This window comes from Streptomyces sp. NPDC058662 (genome assembly GCF_042716255.1).
Classification (GTDB): Bacteria; Actinomycetota; Actinomycetes; order Streptomycetales; family Streptomycetaceae; genus Streptomyces.
In genome coordinates, this window is record NZ_JBHXRU010000065.1 from 1 (window position 1) to 17,484 (window position 17,484).

The following is a 17,484-nucleotide window of genomic DNA, read 5'->3' on the forward strand; positions in this document are numbered from 1 at the left end:
CGTGTGAGCCTGCGGCTCGGCCTCGGGGGGGGGCCGCCCCCCCCCCCCACCACCCGGGACGGAGCGGTGCCGTGCGGGTGGGCCCGTACGGGCCGTGCCGTGCGTGGGCCCGTACGGGCCGTGCCGCGGGGTCAGGCGATGGAGAAGGTGACCACCGACTGGTAGGTGTCGGCGAACATGAACGGCGGGAGCTGGATCATCCCCGCACCGCCGACGGCGAACTCGCCACCGGTCAGTTCCTCCCCGCCCGGCGCCTGCGAGGCGACCTTCATGGGCGTGGCGGAGATCGCGCCGGGCGCACCGGTGGTGCAGGTGCTGGGGCTGTCGGCGTTGGTGACGGTGCAGGTCGGCTGGATCCCGATCTGCGCCTTGGCCATCGTGTGGCCGGTGGTCTCGTTCAGGAACGGGGTACGGGTCGCCGTGACGTCCCAGCCGAGGGTGCCGCCGCGGAAGTCCTGGACGGACATGGCGGTGAACTGGCCGACGACCGACTGCGGCTTGCCGTTGATGGTCACCTTGCCGAAGTTGACGGCCGGGTTGCCGCTCTGCGGGCCGATGGCCAGCGGGCCGGGCAGCACGTCGACGTCGATCGGGTTCCGCACGCCCGGCTGGTCCTCGATCCAGACGAAGTCCTTGTAGGGCAGGACGGAGCCGTCGATCCTGAGCTGGTCGGCCTTCTTGTCGAGGGTGAGCTCGCAGGTCGCCGCGCCGGCGGCCGTCGCCGTGCCGGTACCGGAGTCGCCGGTCGGGGCGCCCGCGAGGAGCGCGGAGCAGGTGACCGGGCCGGCCGGGAAGTTGGCGCCGGTGACGGTGACCCGGGTGCCGGCCTTGCCGCTGTTGGGTGCCAGCTTGGTGGTGACCGGGTCCTTCGGCAGGGCCTCGACGGCGACCGATCCGACGGAGCCGCTGGGGCGCGGGTCCGGCGTACAGGTCGTGGTGTAGACGGTGCCGCCGATGTCGGCGTCCGTGACCACCTGGTCGATCGTGATCTGGATCGTCCGGCCCTCGGTGCCGTCCGGGATCTTGACGGTCCCGTCGAACTTCGGCGGGTCGGCCTTCTCGCCCGCCTTCTGCTGGCTCGGCACGGCCGGGCTGGTGACGGTCTGGGGGACGCCGTCGACGAGCAGCTTGGCCCTGGTCGTGTTGACGGTCTCGATCGTGAACATCGGCACGATCGGGGTCAGGCCCGGGTCGATGGAGATCGGCACGGTGTCGCCGGCCTTCGCACCGTCCGGGAGGGTGATCGTGTAGTCCTGGTTGCCCTCGGCGTCCGGCTGGGGGGCCGGGGCGTCGCACTTCACGTAGACCGGCGTGGTCCTGGTCGCGGCCTGCGCGGCCCCCGACAGGCCCACCACGCCACCCGTCAGGGCCAGGGTGAGGGCTCCCGCCCCGGCCAGCACTCTTCGTCCGAGCGTTTTCGTACTCACTGGGTCGCGACTCCTTCGTCATGACGAACCCCTCCCCCCACCCGCTGTGTGGGGGAGGCCGAGCCGGTGCGGTGGCCGATATTGACGCGTCGCGGTGATGAGAAGTCAATGGCTTGCTTTCGCCCGACACGCACAGACATTGATGTCCCATCAGGCCGGGTCGCGGGGAGGATCCGGTTCCGGCCGGGGGCGGTGCGGGCGGCGGCGTGGTGTGCGGGACGGGTGGGGCGGAGCGGGTGGATCGCGGTGCTGTGCGGGGCGGGTGCGGGGCGGGTGCGGGTGCGGGTGGATCGTCGTGCTGTGCGGGTCGGGTGTGGAGCCTCGTCGTGGGGTGTGGCCCGAGGGGCGGGCCGGACCGGTGCGGGGGCCGGCCCGGCGGGTGGCCGTCCCGGGGTCAGCGGTCGGTCGGGATGTGCAGGAGCAGGTTCGGCGTACCGGCCGGGAGGCCGGTGACGCGGTCGGCCAGGGCGCCGCGCACCAGCGCCTCGGACACCTGCGCGGGAGTGGTCGCGACGCCCCCCGCCAGGACCAGCGCCGCGACGCCCGCCGCGTGCGGGGCCGCCATGGAGGTGCCGGAGGACCGGGCCAGCGCGGTCGTGGATCCCTTCCAGGCCGATACGACGCCCACCCCGGGCGCCGAGAGGTCCACGCAGCGGCCGTAGTTGGAGAAGCCCGCCCGCCGGTCCGCGGCGTCGGTCGCACCGACGGTGACGGCCGCCGGGACGCGGGCCGGGGATCCGGCACAGGCGTTGCGGCCGTCGTTCCCGGCGGCCACGACGAAGGTGATGCCGGAGGCGACGGCACGCGTCACCGCGGCGTCCAGGGCGGCGCTGGGGGTGCCGCCCATGCTCATGTTCGCCACCGCCCGGACGGCGGGAGCGGCGGCATGGTCCTTCAGCATCCATTCGAGGCCGCGCAGAATGGCCGAAAGACTCCCGTCCCCACGGCAGTCGGCGACCTTCACGGCGACGAGGGAAACCCCCTTGGCGACCCCGTAGGTGGATCCGCCCACCGTCGCGGCGACGTGCGTGCCGTGGCCGTTGCAGTCACGCGACCCCTCCAGCCACAGGGCGTTGTAGCCGCTGCGGGCGCGCCCCCCGAACTCCTGGTGGCGGAGGTTGATGCCGGTGTCCACGACGTAGACGGTGACACCCCGCCCTGTGCGGGCGTACGTGTACGAACCGTCGAGCGGCAGCTCCCGCTGGTCGATCCGGTCCAGCGGCCAGGGCGCCTGCGGCTGGGTGTCGCTGATGCGGAACCGCGCGTCCGGCTCCACGGAGGCCACCCGCGGGTCGGCGGCGAGGGCGGCGGCGCGGTCGGCGGTGGTGCGGACGGCGAAACCGTCGAGGGCGGTGTCGAAGACGGCGCCCACCTCGTCGCCCGACTCCGCCGCCTCGGCGGCCACCTCGCGCGACGGGGCGCGGGTGCCGGTGTCCTTGAGGACGACGACATAGGGGGCGGTGGGAGCCTCGGTCGTGGCGGCGGTGGCGGCGGTGGGAGGAGCGCCGACCGCCGCGAGGAGCGTGGCGGCCGGGAGGAGCGCGGCGAGGGCCCGACGGGCGGGACGGCGCGTGGGCGGAGCCGTTGCCGTGCGGGGGACGGGGGGCGTGGGGGACGTGGATGCGGTCATGCGGCCGATGCTCGGCGAGCACCGCCCCGCGCGCGCGGAGGGTGCGCCGGGTGGACGCACGACTCGCCGCCGCGCGAGCTACACCCGACACGCCTGCGAGGCCCGCCCGTGACTGTGACGCACGCGCGGGTTCATGTCGTCCGCGCGGGTTCATGACGTCCGCGCGCGAGGCTACGAGGCCTGCGCGGGCGGGCTACGGGGTGACGGGCCAGCCGCGCATGGCGAACACGCCCTCGTCGCGTGCGCCGGCGGAGGCGTACGTGGCCAGGGCGGCCTCGTTGTCGGTGTCGACCCCCACCCACATGCCGTAGCAGCCGCGCGCCTCGGCCTCTTCAGCGAGCGCCAGGGTCAGCGCGCGACCGATGCCCCGGCGCCGGTAGCCCTCGTCCACGGAAAGCTCGTACAGGCACATTTCGGTGCCCTTGTCGGGGTGGGTCATCTCGACGCCGGAGACCATGCCGGCGGGGACGCCGTCGACGTAGGCGATCAGCATCAGGTGCCCCGGTGCGGCGAGGAACCGCTCGGACCAGTCCGGGCGGGCGGGACCGTCGAAGAGGGACTCGGCGGCGGCGAGTTCAGCCGGGGTACCGGCTCGGCGGATGTCCATGGCGGTCACGATAGGGGCGCTTGAACGAGCGGCGGCTCTCTTTTCGCGCGGTACGGACCCACACGCCTCCGCGCCACGGGCACGCCGGGCGCAGCTGCTTCGCGGTGGGGACGGCCTCGGTACTGGTGGGCTCGCGTATTCAACTGTCGCCAGTTGACCAACCTGGCTCCGGAATCACTACTGACCGTGATGATCCTGGCGGGGATCTGGGGGTGGAGCCCTCAACGTTGACGGGAAGTAGCACCGCGTCGTAACCGCGATGACGCCGTCGTGTTGGCGTCCTTATCCTCAGTGGGTGAGTCTGATCGAGGTGGTTCCTGGGCAGGTCGAGCTCGTCGTTCGGGGAGCGGGGTCACAAGCGCCCTCTATCCGGTTGTTCGACTGGTCGCGGACCGATGAGTTCGAGGTCGTATTCGCCGTGGAGGCCGTCGATGACGGCCTGCGCGCACGGGTCGAGGCCGTGACGGTGTCTGCCTGGGACGGTGCGGGATACCTGACCGAGTTTCTCGACGGTCTTGCGCGCGACTTCCGCGGTTGGGAGGGCGAGCGGTCTTGGGTCAACAACGAGCTGGTCGTGGCAGCGACGTTCGGTTCAGGCGGTCACGTGTGTCTGAGCTGGACCCTGCGAGCCGACGTCTTCTCCAACGGCTGGGAGTGCACTGTGACGACCATGATTGAGGCCGGCGAAGAGCTGACGGCTGTCGCTGCCGACCTGCAGGAATTCTTCCGCCAGGGGTAGCCGTCCCGGGGCCCCGAAGTGGGGCACTCACGCGCTCTCAGGCTCTCGGAACTGGAGGGCTCCCAACTTCGCTGGTTCCCTGTGGAACCCAGCCTGTTGGTGACTTTGCGTGATCTCCTGGGGCGTATCGACTCCATGTCCCGCCGGTCTCGTTGCGGAGGCGGCTTGTGGTCTTGTCGTGGTAGCCGAGAGCGTCCGCGACGACGGGTGCGGGAAGTTCGAGGAGTTGCTGCCGGATGGCGGCGCCGCGGGCGGCCGCAGTCGGGACCCCGACTTCGTTCAAGAGCGCGGACAGGTGGTCGGGGCGGGCCGGCTGCCCCGCCCGGCGACCCGGGAAGAGCCAGTGGGACGCGGAGTTGGTGGCAGTGTTCATGTTGTCGCGGTTCGCGATGTGCTCCAGCAGCAGGGCGGCGACCGGATCAGGAACGGGCGAGGCCGGCTCACCGAGCCGCAGCAGCACGGTTTCGCCGTAGCGGATGACGTCGTCGATGCTGAGCCGGACGATGCGGCTTACGGGCTGGGCGTAGAGGAGCACGATGACTCCGGCGACACGGAGGCGCATCGGTATCTCGGTATCGGTCAGCAGCCGGCCAAGGGCATCGAGGCGCTCGTCTTCGCTCAGTGCGGCCCGGCGGGAGACCTTCATCGTGGGGATGGCCAGGGAGCGTCGGCAGCGTCGGCTCTGCATGGCCCAGTTGAGGAAGGCTCTCAGGCAGGTGCGGGCGTGTTCGGTGTTCTCGGCGAACCAGGCGTCGATGTCGATCTGGCCGCATGACGCGAAGGTGCTGTTCCGCTCGCCGAGCCATTGCAGGAACGCGGTCGCGTACTTGACCTGTTCGGCAGCGAATCGGCGGATGCTGGGTGTGATGTGGCTCCTCTCGGCGCGGGTCCGCAGCCGAGGGAGGACGTGCCAGGTCGAGAAGAGCCGGATCGTCTTGGCGTGCTCGGGGTCGGCGATGCCGGTCAGGTGGCCGGGAAGCCAGCGTTGGAAGGAGCAGAGGTACTTGTCGACCGCGGGCAGGGCTCCGCAGGTCATCAAAAGTTCTTCCAGGTGAGCGGCGGCCCGCCAGGGCTGGAGCTCGTGGAAGGCGTCGTGGGTCAGCGGGATATCGCCGAGACCGAGCCGCCGCAGTAGCTGCGATGCGCTGCCCGGCTGGTCGCGGCGCATCTCCAGCCAGGCCAGGCCGCTTCTGGGCTTGTCCATCGCCACCAGCAGGTCGAACAGCGGGACCAGCGTGGGCCTGATGCGGCTGTCTCCATCGTCCAGGAGCGCGGTGAGGCGGTCGGTGAGGGTGCAGCGTTCACACAGCCGTCCGCCCAGGAGCTTGCCCTCGAAGCCGCAGCGCGAGCAGTCGAAGGTCTGCGAGAAGCCGGCGCAGGTGGTGCAGATCGGCGCTCGGTCACCGGGGCGGAGTCCGGGGAGGGCACGGTCCTGGCCGCATCCCGGGCAAGTGCCCCGTGTCCGGACGGCGCGGTCCGAACAGGTTCGGCAGACGTATCCATCCGGCCAGGTGCCAGCCTTGTGCCTGCGGAGGCCGCACCGGCAGCACTCCGCCATGTACCAGCGTTCGTACTGCTCGTCGGTGGCGTAGGGGCGGGTCATGCGTCGGGCAGGATCCGGGCGGCGCGGGGCCGCAGCTTCGCCACGTTCGCGGGCGGGGTGGGCATGTCGCCGGTGGCGGTCTTGCGGACGCCGGCGTTCTCGGCGGTGGTGGTCACCAGGTCTGCTGGCGTGCAGGACAGGATGTCGCAGAGCGCGGCCATGACCTGCAACGACAGGCGTTCCGGTGTGCCGGAGACCAGGCGGTGGACCTGGGAAGCGGACAGGTCGATGCCGCGCTCGTGCAGCAGAGGCACCAGTTCGGTGGCGGTGAAGACCCGATGCTGGGCCATGACCTCGCGCAGCCGCCAGGTGTAGCCGACCTTGCGTTTCATGCTTGCCTCCCTGTCTGGGTCTGGAGGGCAGCGGCGATGGTGGAGTCCAGATGCCGCCGCAGGGTGCGGGTGCGGAAGTCCGAGGACACGCAGGTGTAGAGCGAGGTGGTGCTGGCGTGCTCGTGGCCGACCTGCTCCTGGACGAAGCGCGGGTCCCAGCCGTCCTCGATCAGGTGGGTGACGTAGGACCTGCGGAAGGAGTGGAAGTCGAGCCCGTCGTCCAAGCCGAGGGCCTTGCGGTAGGTGATGAAGCGGGAGTTAAGCCGCTGGCAGCCGATCCGCAGCCCCCGTTCCGAGGGCCAGGCCGCCGGGTTGTTGTCGGTGCCGAACAGCGGGCGGACCTCGGTGAACCACTCGTCCAGGACGTCCGGGGTCCAGTCGAACACGGTCAGCACTCCGCGGCGCTTGGGCGGCGAGCCCTTCTTGGCCTTGCCGAACCGGACCTGGCACCGGCCGTACGCGCCGAACTCGCCGCCATGCGGGTTGCGGCCGAAGTCGGCGGCATCGAGCATCCGCGTCTCGTTGCGCCGCAGCCCGTAGGCGTACGCGGTCTTGAACAGCGTCGCGTCGCGGAAGGCGGGCAGCCAGCCCTTGCGACCGAAGGCCCGGATGCGGGCGACCTCGTCGTCACAGTGCGCGAAGAAGGCGTGCAGCTCGGACTTGGTGAACGCGCGCTTCTTCGCGTCCGCCTCGTTGTCCTGGACGTGCACCGCGGTGTTCCACTCGTGCACTACTTGTACCGGGTGGGTGCCGAACCGCTCCTCGCAGGTCGCCGTCCACTCGTAGAGCGGATCGGTGACGAAGTGGCAGAAAGCCCGCACAGCCTCGGAGTACGAGCGGATCGTAGAGCGCTTCAGATCCCGCAGCGAGCGCAGGTCACCGAGCCACTCGTCGACCATCGCCGGCGTCCAGTGCCACGGGTAGGTGTTCACGTACGCGGCGAACGCCTTGAGCGTGTTCTCCCGGCCTTCCACCGTCGTCCGGGCCAGATTCCGCGCGAGCTGCTGGTTGGCGAACCCGGTCAGCATCGCGGTGAAGACCTGTTCCTCAGGCCGCAGCAGCGCGACTCCGTCAACCAAGTGCAGTCGTGCCGCACCTGGGATCGACCCGTTGAACCCCACCGGTCCACCACCCTCCGTCACTCGCGTCGTATGCGAGAAAACCGCATCTGATGCGAGTCGACGGGCAAACCGCAGGTCAGTCAGCCGGACGAGTGACACCAGGTGGCGTCGCCCTCAAGTCTGTCGCTACCGTCGCCACCAGCAGACCGGGGCAACTTCCATGGTCAGCACGCTGGTGGACGCCATTGCCCACGACGATTCGCGAACCGTAGCGAGTTCGCATCGGATGCAATTGGCGGCGCTTGGAACAGCGGTACAGCGGTTAACGCTAAGCCGGTGATCATGGGATCGATGCGGGTCGTAGGCGGGTCTACCGCAGCTCGACGTTCGGGTGAGGCTGGGCCTGGAGCCGTTCGCGTAGCTCGATCTCCTCGGCGCTGAGCGGCTGTTCGGCGGACAGCGTCATCAGCTCGGCCGCGTTCCTGGCCAGACGCTTGAGCTCATGGACCGTGAGGATGACGGGCGTATCGGGCGCGGCCTCTTTGAACTGGTGGGCCAGCGCGAGCGCCTTCTCCAGCTCGGGCCGCACTTTGACCCGGGTGCTGATCTGTTCCTTGAAGACCTTGTGGCACTCCGCGCGGTGGAGGGCTTCGAGCTGGCTTGCCAGCTCCTGCCGGGCGGTCGACGTCCTCGCGTACCCGATGCGGACCGGGCGCTCGGTGCGGGGCGCGGGAACCACGGCGAGCGCCGGGCCCCGCTTCCACGCGCGGCCCGGATGCCGGTCGGCGGGGACGAGTACTTCGAGTTCCTCGCGGAGCGCGGGGACGAGGACGAAGCGGGGGGTGTGGTACTTCGCGGCGGTCTTCCCGCCGCGGGTGCGGCAGGCGGAGCCGGCAGGCGCGTCACAGTTCGAGCAGTCGTGACGTTCTACCGCCAATGTGGCCCGATCGGGCGTGAGATCCACGGCGGCAGTCTCTCAGAAGTGCCTCGCACAACGTGCGGGTTTCGAGAGGACTTTTGCGAGTGGCGACCTGCGGAAACGTGATCACTTCCGGCGCTCTCGCAGAACTCTCACAGATGAACATTTATGAAAAACACCGTCCGTCACTTCTGTGGCCACACGGCCGCTCGGTTGTCCCGTCTCGCCCGCGCGCCGACAGTGACGCCTTGCAGTGGCAGAGATTCCTCTGCAGAGTCTCCTATGCAGAGGAATCTCTGCAACCTACGCTGTTGGCATGTCCGACGAACCCGAACGCACATCACAGTCCGCCAAGCCCACCCGGCGCCTCGATGCGCGCAGCCTGCGAGGGCTGGCCCACCCGCTGCGGATGAACATCTTTGAACTGCTCAGCCTGGACGGCTCCGCTACCGCCACCAGGCTCGCCGAACGCCTCGGGGAGAACACCGGCACCATCAGTTGGCACCTGCGCCACCTCGCCGAACACGGCTTCATCGTGGAGGAAACCGGACGGGGCACGAAACGCGAGCGCTGGTGGAGAAGGGTCGACGTCTCCAATGAGCTGAACACTGCGGATTTCCGCGACGATCCCGACACCCGGGGCGCGCTGTCGGTCTACCTGCACGAACTGCTGCAGCAGCACTTCAGCCGGGTCGTGAACTACATCGGCGAGGACTGGGACGACACGTGGCGGAGCGCCGGCACTGTCTCGGACTGGAGTGACCTGCGGATGACTCCGAAGCAGTTGGAGGCACTCAACGCGGAGCTGATGGCTGTCATCACCCGCCATACCCCTGCTCCGGACGCCGAGCCCGCCCCGGACGCGCTCCCCGTCGTCGTGCAGCTCCAGTCCTTCCCCCGCAAGGAGCGTGGCTCCGCATGAGCTACGGCATACGCGGTGGCCTTCTGCGTCGCCACCGCGATTTCCGCCTGCTGTGGTGCGGCGAGACCGCCGGCAAGTTCGGCGCGTCCGTCACCGGGGTGGCGATGCCGCTGGTCGCCGTCTCCACCTTGCACGCCAGCACGTTCGAAGTCGGCCTGCTGAGCGCCGCCGCCTGGGCCCCTTGGCTGATCATCGGTCTCCCGGTCGGTGTCTGGGTGGACCGGCTGCGCCGCAGACCGATCATGCTGGCCGCCGCCGCAGTCTCCCTCGTACTCTTCGCCAGCGTCCCGGTCACCGCATGGTCCGGCCGGCTGAGTATCGGACTGCTGCTGGCCGTCGCCCTGCTGACAGGCACGGCAGCGGTGTTCTTCCAGACCGCTTACACCGCCTATCTCCCCACCATTCTGGAACCCGATGACCAGCCCGAGGGCAACGCCAAACTGCACGGCAGCGCATCCGCCGCGCAGATTGCCGGGCTCGGCTCCGGCGGCCTGATCGCACAGTTGGCAGGTGCGGTGAACGGGATGTTCGCCAACGCCGCGACATTCCTCGTCTCCCTTCTGTGCCTCGCAGGCATCCGGCATCGCGAGCCACGCATCACCAGAACCGAACACCGCCCCACTTCACTGGTCAGTGAAGTCCGCGAAGGCCTGCGGCTGATCGCCTACGACCCCTGGTTCCGCACGTTCACACTCTTCGGGGCCGCCTCGAACATGGCCCTTATGGGATACCAGTCAATCCAAGTGGTTTTCCTGGTCCGGAGCGTCGGCCTGACCCCGGGGACGGTCGGCGTACTCATCGCGGCGACCAGTGCCGGAGGTGTAGCCGGGGCATTCGCCGCACGTCGGGTCGCTCACCGGATCGGCACGGCCCGCGCGATACTGCTGTTCGAACTGGGATTTCCCACACTCGGTCTGCTCATCCCGCTGACCGTCGGCGGAGTCGGGATCCTGCTCTTTGTGACAGGTGGCTTCAGCATCTCCGCAGGTGTCGTCGCCGGCAACATCATCAAGGCGAGCTTCCAGCAACGCTACTGCCCGCCGGATCTCCTCGGCCGTCTCACCGCAAGCACAGCATCCTCAGCTACGGAGCGATCCCCATCGGAGCATTGCTCGGCGGCGTGCTCGGAACCGCACTCGGCCTCCGCACCGCCATGGCCATCACGACAGCGGGGATCCCGCTCGCCGCGCTGATCCTGCTCTTCTCCCCGATCCGGCGCTCCCGGGACCTGCCGACGTCCCGCCAGACGACGAGTAATCCCAAACTTCCGCTGGCCTTTGATGGCGAACCTGCCCTACCTCTTCACTGATCACCATCGCACCGGGCAATTCCCTCACCTTCCGTCGGCCATCAAGTCGCGGGCTCCCAGGCAGCGGACCGTCACCGCCGCGAAGCGCCTGGCCAAGGCATGGGCCCGCAAGCTAATCACCGCCCGCACCTCCGACACCTTCCGGGCCAGCACCGACACCCCCGGCAGCAGCACCCGGTGCCGGCGCAGCCAGCCCACCGCCTGGTTGAACAGCGCCACCGGCCCCTCGGCGTGCGTCCACGCCCGGCCGTGCAGGAACGTACGGAACTTCCGCCCCCACTCCGCATCGTCGTACTCGTGATACTCGTACGCGTCCCGGATCTCCCACGCATGCTCGTACGCCGTCGGCTTGCGCTCGGTGTACTGCTTCACGCAACTGCCGTCCTCGATGCTGAGCTGTTCTCCGAGGTACTCCACCACCGCCCACGGAACGTCCAGCGGGTCATCCGGGAGGAACCGGCCGATGTAGCGCACGGTGCACATCTGAAGGGCGAACCCGAGCCGGTTGTGATCACCGCGCCGCTTCGCGATGAGCTTGCGGTCCTCATCGTCGAGGAAAAAGAACCGCTCCAGCTCCGGCCGGGTCGGCTCCTCGTTGAACTTCCCGTACGAAGCCGCCTGCTCGTCGGTCAAAAACTCCACTGGCATGGACCTGACGCTAACGACGCCCGCAGCCGGTCAACGATCTTCCGCCGAACCCCGTTGCCGGGCCGGTCGCCTGTCTGTGCTAAACGCTCAAGATCACCGGCTTAGCATTAACCGCTGTACGGCTGTGCCCCAAGGCCGGGGGACGGTGCACGCGTCCGGGTCGAGCACCGCACCTGACGCATCGTCGGGGTGCTCCCGACTCCGCGCCGGATCCCTACGCCGGCACCCCGCGCGAGCGCACGGCGAGCGCGGCCGCGTAGCCGGCGGGGGCCGGGAGGTCGTACAGGTCCCAGCCCGGGACGGGCGCCGGGTCGGCGGCCGCGCCGACGAACGGCTCGACCAGACCGAGGGCCAGACCGGTACCGGTCGCCTTGAGGCATGCCTCCTTGCGGGCCCAGACGCGGGCGAAGGCGGCAGGGAGGTCAGCAGCCGGCAGGCCGCTCAGCTCAGCCGCCTCCGCCGGATGCAGCGAGGTCAGCACGTCCGCCACCGACGCCGCACTCGGGAGCCGCTCCACGTCGATGCCGACCGGCACCCCGGCGAGTGAGACGTAGGCCACGTCTCCGCTGTGCGAGAGGGAGAAGTGCACCCCGCCCCCGGCCACGGCCGGCCGCCCGTGGGCGCCGCGACCACAGCGGCACTCCTCCCGGACCAGTACGACCCGTTCGGGCGCCAGCCCCAGGCGCATCCCGAGCAGGACCCGCAGGCCGAGATGGGAGGCGACGTAGCGGTGCCGGTCGCCCGGCCGCACCAGCCGCCCGGCCCGCTCCTGTTCCTCGGCGTCCAGCACCTTTGCCGCCCCGCTGACCGGCAGCCCGCCGACCACGTCCAGCGTGGTGTCCAGCGACCACACCGCGACGGCGGCGTTCCCGGGGGAGCGGCCCTCGACCGGCGGGGGGACCGCCCCGAGTTCGTTAACGTGCTCGATCACCGCACGAGCGTAGACGAGGTGCCCGGACGACCGGGGTGCGGGCACCATCCCGGCACTCACCGGCTCTCGCCGTCTCCTGCCTGGGTCCCGGTCGAGGCCCCGCAACCCGTACCTCCGCCGAACACGGCTCCGAACGCAGCCAACGCGTCCCGCATACGGCCCAGGTGAGACGGCCTCAGGAGTGAACTTCCACCGCATCCCGCCGTCGGGTGCAATCCGCCCCGGCCGGATCCGTTAGGTCGAGAGACCGCAGCCGCAGCCGCGACACGCCGCGGCCGCCCCATCCGCCCGGTCCGCCCCGGGTCGGCCCGGGTCCGGCCCGCGGCACCCCGTACCGCCCCGGGTCCGGTTCGCGGCACCCCGTACCGCCCGGAGGACCCTCTTGCCCCGCGCCGCCCGCCTCCCCCGCCGCCGGCCTGCCGCCGCCCTCACCGCCGCGGCTACCGCGACCTCCGTGGCGGTCCTCCTCGCCCTCGCACCCCCGGCGTGGTCGGTCCCCGCCGACAAACCCCAGATCCTGAGCAGTTGGACCCAGCCTCCAGCCACCAGCTACACCGCCTGGATCGCGGCACGCGGGAACCAGGACGCCTGGTCGGCGTACGGCTTCGACTGGAGCACCGACTACTGCACCTCCTCGCCGGACAACCCCTTCGGCTTCCCCTTCCAGCTGTCGTGCGCCCGCCACGACTTCGGCTACCGCAACCACCGGGCGGCCGGCTCCTTCGCCGCCCGCAAAGCCCAGCTGGACGAGGCCTTCCACGCCGACCTCCGCCGCGTGTGCGCGCGGTACACGGGGGCGAGGAAGACGTCGTGCGACGGCACGGCGTGGATCTACTACCGAGCGGTGCGCACCCTGGACATCATCCCGAGCTCCACACCGGCGCCCGTCCCCACCGCCTGAGCCCCCTCCTACTTCCTGCGCCCCCCTCCGCGCCCCCTCCGTGTCGACGGAGGCTCTACAACCGGACGGGCTGATTTCGCATCCCCGCGCGCGGACCCGGCAGCGCCAGCGCGGCCCCCTCGCCCCCACCCCGGCGTCGGCGGAACCGCGTCACCGGCGCGTCTGGAGCAAAGGTCGCGGAACCGAGCCGAGCGAACATGAGTACGCGTCAGCGGCGGGTGCGCGCGGGCCGGATCCGCGCCGTCCGGCCGGTGCGTCAGCCCGTCCCGGGCGACCGGGGCCGCCGCCACCGCGAAAAGGCTTGCGCCGGGGCTGCGGAGGCCGCAGTACTATGCCGCTGACCTGCAGAAAAGCCCTCCGCGGCGGGAGGGCTGAGATGGGTGGACCAGTGGTGCCCCCGGCAGGACTCGAACCTGCGGCCAAGTGCTTAGAAGGCACCTGCTCTATCCACTGAGCTACGGGGGCCGGAAGGTGGCCGTGGTGGGCCTGGAGCCCCTGGTGGGGGTGGGACTACGGTCCGTTCCGGGTCAAGGATAGGGCTCCGGCCGCCTTGTCCCGGTTGCTTCACCCGCGTGCCACGATGTGGAGGTTCGGTGAAGCGGTCCCGATAATCGCAGGCAGGTGCGATTCGCGCACCGCTTTTACGTCGCGTCGCCCCTGGTGTTGTGCACTCGTTATGCCTGCGTCCGACTCGTCCGCTGTGGCTGAAATGTCCCGCTGGGGTCGCCATCGGCGCGCAGGGGGCGTATAAGCTTCAAAAATGGTCCCAAATTGGGCATTCTTCGCATGTGGTGACCTTGGATGTACGGCCTCAGCTGCTCGATGCCCTGTCCGCCCTGCGCGACCGGGTCGCGTCCGTGCGTCTGCCGCTGCCCCTGCCCGGCGCTCCGCGCGCCCGCCAGACCAGAGCCGAGCTGCTCGCGCAGCTCGACGACTACCTCGTACCCCGGCTGAAGGCGCCCGAGGCGCCGATGCTCGCCGTCGTCGGCGGGTCCACCGGGGCCGGTAAGTCCACTCTCGTCAACTCCCTCGTCGGCCGGCAGGTCAGCGAAGCCGGGGTGCTGCGCCCGACCACGCGCACGCCGGTACTCGTCTGCCACCCGGACGACCACCACTGGTTCGCCGGGATGCGGGTACTGCCCGACCTCATGCGGGTGTGGGTGCCGCACGACGAGGAGGAGGCGTCGGGCGGCGCCGGCTCCAGGCCCCGCGGCACCGGCACCGGTACCGGCCTCGGCGGCCGGAGCGGGACGCGGGGCGGCGCGAGGAACGGGACCAGGGGCAGGGGCGGCGCCGGCTCCGGCGGCCGGAGCGGATCCGGCGCGGACAGCCACGCGACCCGCGAGATGCGGATCGAGACCGTGTCCAGCCTGCCGCGCGGCCTCGCCATCCTCGACGCCCCCGACATCGACTCCCTCGTGGTCGAGAACCGGACACTCGCCGCCGAACTCATCTGCGCCGCCGACGTCTGGGTGATGGTCACCACCGCCTCGCGGTACGCCGACGCCGTCCCCTGGCACCTCCTGCGCACCGCCAAGCAGTACAAGGCCACCCTCGTCACCGTCCTCGACCGGGTCCCGCACCAGGTCCTCGCCGAGGTGTCGCGCCAGTACGGGGCCCTGCTGACGCGGGCGGGGCTGGGCGACGTGCCCAGGTTCACCGTACCGGAGCTGCCCGAATCGGCCGGCGGGGGCGGGCTGCTGCCGGCCAGCGCCGTCGCCCCGCTCCTCGCCTGGCTCGCCCACCACGCCCAGGACCCGGCCGCCCGCCAGTACGCCGTCGGGCGGACCGCGCTGGGCGCGCTGGACTCCCTCGGGCGCCGGATGCCCGAACTCGCCTCCGCCGTCGCCGCCCAGCACGCCGCCGCCGTACGGCTGACCTCCGCCGTGGAGGACGCGTACAAGAAGGAGGGCAGGCGGGTCCGCAACCGCCTCGACCAGGGCGCCGTACTGGCCGGGGACGCGCTGACCCGGTGGCGCGGCTACCCCCTCGACACGAGCGCCGACGAACTGCTCGACTCCCTCGCCGAATCCCTCACCGCGCTCCTCCAGTGCGCCGTCGCCGCCGCCGACGAGCGGATCGCCGTCGCGTGGCGCCGCGAACCGGCCGCCGGAGCCGTGCCGCTGCCCGCGCCCGACCGGGAGGCGGGGGAACGTATCGGCATGGCCGTACGGCGCTGGCGCCGGGTCCTGGAAGAACTCGCCGAGGAGGAGGTCGCACGGCTCGACAGGCAGCCCGCACCGGACCCCGACGGAGTCGCCGCCCTGCTCGTCGCCGCCCTCCTCGGGGGCAAGCGGGCCCGCCCCGCCGGGGAGAAACTCGCCGAACGCATCGGCGTACAGGCCGCGGTACGGCTGCGCGACCGGGGCGGCGAGTTGGTCGGCGACCACCTCGACCAGGTACTGCGCGCCGAACGCGACCGCCGCCTCGCCCCGCTGGAGGCGCTCGAAGTGACCCCGGAACCCCAGGCGGAGCTGATCGCCGCGCTGTCCGTACTGCAGAAGGAGAGGTGACACGGTGACTGCCCTGACCGACCGAACCGACGACCGCTGGGACGACGGATTCATCGCACGCTCGCGCCCCAGCGCCACAGGCGGGCGGGCCGGGGACGCCGGGCCGGGCTCCGACCGCGACGGCGACGACGGCCTCGACGGGGACGGCGACCGCGACGGGGGAGACGAGAACGACGAGGCGCTCGTGCGGGCCGTCTCCGGCGCCGGCAACGACGGCGGCAAGGTCGCCGCACCGCCGCTCAGCCCCGAGGGGCAGGCACTGCGCCTGCGACTGGACGCGCTGCGCCAACTGGTCGGACTCTCCAGGACCCGGCTCGACGGCAAGACCCTCGCCGAGGCCGGCCGGGTGCTGGACGAGGCCGCGGCCCGGCGCGGGCTCTCGCCGCAGCACACGGTCGTCGCGATCGCCGGCGCCACCGGAAGCGGCAAGTCCACGCTCTTCAATGCACTCGCCGGAGTGCAGATCTCCGAGACCGGCCTGCGCAGGCCCACGACAGCCGCACCCATCGCCTGCAGTTGGTCCGACGGCGCGGCCGGACTGCTGGACCGGCTGGAGATCCCCGGCCGGCTGCGCCGCCGCCCCCGCGAGACCTCGGAGTCGGAGGCCCTGCGCGGCATGGTCCTCGTCGACCTGCCCGACCTCGACTCGGCGGTCGTCGCGCACCGCGACCACGTGGACCGGGTGCTGGCCCTCGTCGACGCGGTGGTGTGGGTGGTGGACCCGGAGAAGTACGCGGACGCGGTGCTCCACGAGCGCTACCTGCGGCCGCTGGCCGGACACGCGGAGATCACCTTCGTGGTGCTCAACCAGGTGGACCGGCTGCCCGGCGAGTCCGCCGACCTCGTACTGGACGACCTGCGCCGGCTCCTCGACGACGACGGCATCGCGCTCGGCGAGCACGGCGAGCCGGGCGCCACGGTGCTGGGGCTGTCCGCGCTCACCGGCGAGGGCGTCGGGGAACTGCGCGAACTCCTCGCGCAGTTCACCCAGGAGAAGGGCGCCGCGACCCGGCGCATCTCCGCCGACGTCGACCGCGCCGCCGGACGCCTGCGGCCGCTGTACGTCGCCGACGGGCACGCGGGACCGGAGATCGGCGAGGCGGCCCGCGCCGAGTTCGAGGACCGGCTCGCGGAAGCGGTCGGGGCCTACGCGGCCGGGCTCGCGGCCGAGCGGGCCTGGCGGCGCAACGCCGGAAAGGCCTGCGGGACGCCGTGGCTGCGGCTGTGGCGCTGGTACGAGGGCCGGCGCGCGCCGCGCACGCTGTCCGGCCTGGCCGCCCTCGCGTCGATCGGCGGCCGGGGCGCGGTGGCCGCGGAGGTGCCGGTCGAGGAGGAGGTGACCGCGCGTCAGCGGGTCGAGCAGGCCGTACGGGCCGTCGCAGACGAGGCGGTCACCGGCCTGCCCGACCCGTGGGCCCAGGCGGTACGGGAGACGGCGGTACGCGGCGCCGAAGGGCTCCCGGAGGCCCTGGACGAACTGGCCGTGACCCTCGGCGCGGCGGTCGCGGCGCCGAGCGCGGCAGTGGCCAAGCCGCCGCGGCCCACCTGGTGGCCGGTCGCGGTGCTCGCCCAGGCGGCCATGACGCTGCTGCAGATCTACGGCGGGCTGTGGCTGGTCGGGCAGATCGCCGGCGTCCTGGAACCGAAGCTGACGCCACCGGTGCTGCTCATGGTGGCCGGCATCGTCGGCGGCCCCCTGGTGGAGTGGGCCTGCTCGATCGCCGCCCGGGGCCCGGCCCGCCGGTACGGGCAGGACGCGGAGCGGCGGCTGCGGCAGGCCGCGGCCGGGTGCGGGCGCGCCCGGGTGCTGGAGCCGGTCGCGGCGGAGCTGCTGCGCTACCGGGAGGTGCGGGAGCAGTACGCGACGGTTGCCGCAGGGGGGACGCGGTTGTCCACAACCCGCCAGTAATCCACAGGCCGGAGCGGGCGGCGGGGGCCGGCC

General features: G+C 71.4%; 13 protein-coding genes, 1 tRNA gene and 2 pseudogenes. 6 read left to right on the top strand and 10 right to left on the bottom strand.

The window, feature by feature from the left end:
• Positions 1-131: 131 nt before the first annotated feature.
• From ACFWUQ_RS21490 to ACFWUQ_RS21500, 3 genes are all read right to left on the bottom strand, one after another.
• On the bottom strand, positions 132-1,427 hold the full coding sequence (locus tag ACFWUQ_RS21490; protein ID WP_384540295.1) for a hypothetical protein: 1,296 nt from the start codon (positions 1,425-1,427) through the stop codon (positions 132-134).
• Positions 1,428-1,821: 394 nt separating this feature from the next.
• Positions 1,822-3,057 (bottom strand): S8 family peptidase, encoded by a 1,236-nt coding sequence (locus ACFWUQ_RS21495; protein WP_384540298.1) that lies wholly within the window; start codon positions 3,055-3,057, stop codon positions 1,822-1,824.
• A 193-nt stretch (positions 3,058-3,250) separates the two neighbouring features.
• Positions 3,251-3,817, bottom strand: coding sequence for a GNAT family N-acetyltransferase (locus ACFWUQ_RS21500; protein ID WP_384540366.1), 567 nt, complete (start codon positions 3,815-3,817; stop codon positions 3,251-3,253).
• 142 nt (positions 3,818-3,959) lie between these two features.
• On the opposite strand from ACFWUQ_RS21500, the gene ACFWUQ_RS21505 reads away from it, so the two are divergent.
• Entirely contained in the window at positions 3,960-4,403 is a 444-nt protein-coding gene (locus ACFWUQ_RS21505) for a DUF6228 family protein (protein WP_363196216.1), read from the top strand.
• Between the two features lie 37 nt (positions 4,404-4,440).
• Here ACFWUQ_RS21505 and ACFWUQ_RS21510 read toward each other — a convergent pair whose 3' ends face one another.
• The 4 genes from ACFWUQ_RS21510 to ACFWUQ_RS21525 form a co-directional block, all read right to left on the bottom strand.
• Positions 4,441-6,006 (bottom strand): hypothetical protein, encoded by a 1,566-nt coding sequence (locus ACFWUQ_RS21510; protein ID WP_384540300.1) that lies wholly within the window; start codon positions 6,004-6,006, stop codon positions 4,441-4,443.
• Positions 6,003-6,338, bottom strand: a complete 336-nt coding sequence (locus ACFWUQ_RS21515) for a helix-turn-helix transcriptional regulator (RefSeq protein WP_363196214.1) — start codon at positions 6,336-6,338, stop codon at positions 6,003-6,005. The genes ACFWUQ_RS21510 and ACFWUQ_RS21515 overlap by 4 nt, the downstream gene beginning before the upstream one ends.
• Positions 6,335-7,417 (bottom strand): tyrosine-type recombinase/integrase, encoded by a 1,083-nt coding sequence (locus ACFWUQ_RS21520; protein ID WP_384540303.1) that lies wholly within the window; start codon positions 7,415-7,417, stop codon positions 6,335-6,337. Before ACFWUQ_RS21520 ends, ACFWUQ_RS21515 begins: the two co-directional genes overlap by 4 nt.
• Before the next feature lie 352 nt (positions 7,418-7,769).
• On the bottom strand, positions 7,770-8,336 hold the full coding sequence (locus ACFWUQ_RS21525; protein ID WP_384540306.1) for a recombinase family protein: 567 nt from the start codon (positions 8,334-8,336) through the stop codon (positions 7,770-7,772).
• A gap of 298 nt (positions 8,337-8,634) precedes the next feature.
• Between ACFWUQ_RS21525 and ACFWUQ_RS21530 the strand changes: the two genes are divergently transcribed.
• Together ACFWUQ_RS21530 and ACFWUQ_RS21535 are read left to right on the top strand one after the other, a co-directional pair.
• Positions 8,635-9,240, top strand: a complete 606-nt coding sequence (locus ACFWUQ_RS21530) for a helix-turn-helix domain-containing protein (protein ID WP_384540309.1) — start codon at positions 8,635-8,637, stop codon at positions 9,238-9,240.
• Positions 9,237-10,549: pseudogene (locus tag ACFWUQ_RS21535) on the top strand (MFS transporter). The gene ACFWUQ_RS21530 and the pseudogene ACFWUQ_RS21535 overlap by 4 nt, the downstream one beginning before the upstream one ends.
• 96 nt (positions 10,550-10,645) lie before the next feature.
• Here the strand turns inward: ACFWUQ_RS21535 and ACFWUQ_RS21540 are convergent.
• Together ACFWUQ_RS21540 and ACFWUQ_RS21545 are read right to left on the bottom strand one after the other, a co-directional pair.
• Positions 10,646-11,197 (bottom strand): annotated as a pseudogene (locus ACFWUQ_RS21540) (DUF4158 domain-containing protein); the annotation flags it as partial.
• A gap of 214 nt (positions 11,198-11,411) precedes the next feature.
• Complete coding sequence (locus ACFWUQ_RS21545) at positions 11,412-12,128, bottom strand: 4'-phosphopantetheinyl transferase family protein (protein WP_384540312.1); 717 nt, start codon at positions 12,126-12,128, stop codon at positions 11,412-11,414.
• Between the two features lie 454 nt (positions 12,129-12,582).
• On the opposite strand from ACFWUQ_RS21545, the gene ACFWUQ_RS21550 reads away from it, so the two are divergent.
• A complete protein-coding gene (locus ACFWUQ_RS21550; protein ID WP_384540314.1) occupies positions 12,583-13,029 on the top strand; it encodes a phospholipase in 447 nt (148 codons plus the stop codon).
• 389 nt (positions 13,030-13,418) lie between these two features.
• On the opposite strand, the gene ACFWUQ_RS21555 is transcribed toward ACFWUQ_RS21550, so the two are convergent.
• Positions 13,419-13,494: transfer RNA gene (locus ACFWUQ_RS21555), tRNA-Arg, on the bottom strand.
• Between the two features lie 332 nt (positions 13,495-13,826).
• On the opposite strand from ACFWUQ_RS21555, the gene ACFWUQ_RS21560 reads away from it, so the two are divergent.
• Both ACFWUQ_RS21560 and ACFWUQ_RS21565 read left to right on the top strand, forming a co-directional pair.
• Positions 13,827-15,542 (top strand): dynamin family protein, encoded by a 1,716-nt coding sequence (locus tag ACFWUQ_RS21560; RefSeq protein WP_384540369.1) that lies wholly within the window; start codon positions 13,827-13,829, stop codon positions 15,540-15,542.
• A 4-nt stretch (positions 15,543-15,546) separates the two neighbouring features.
• A complete protein-coding gene (locus tag ACFWUQ_RS21565) occupies positions 15,547-17,451 on the top strand; it encodes a GTPase (RefSeq protein WP_384540317.1) in 1,905 nt (634 codons plus the stop codon).
• Positions 17,452-17,484: the final 33 nt, after the last annotated feature.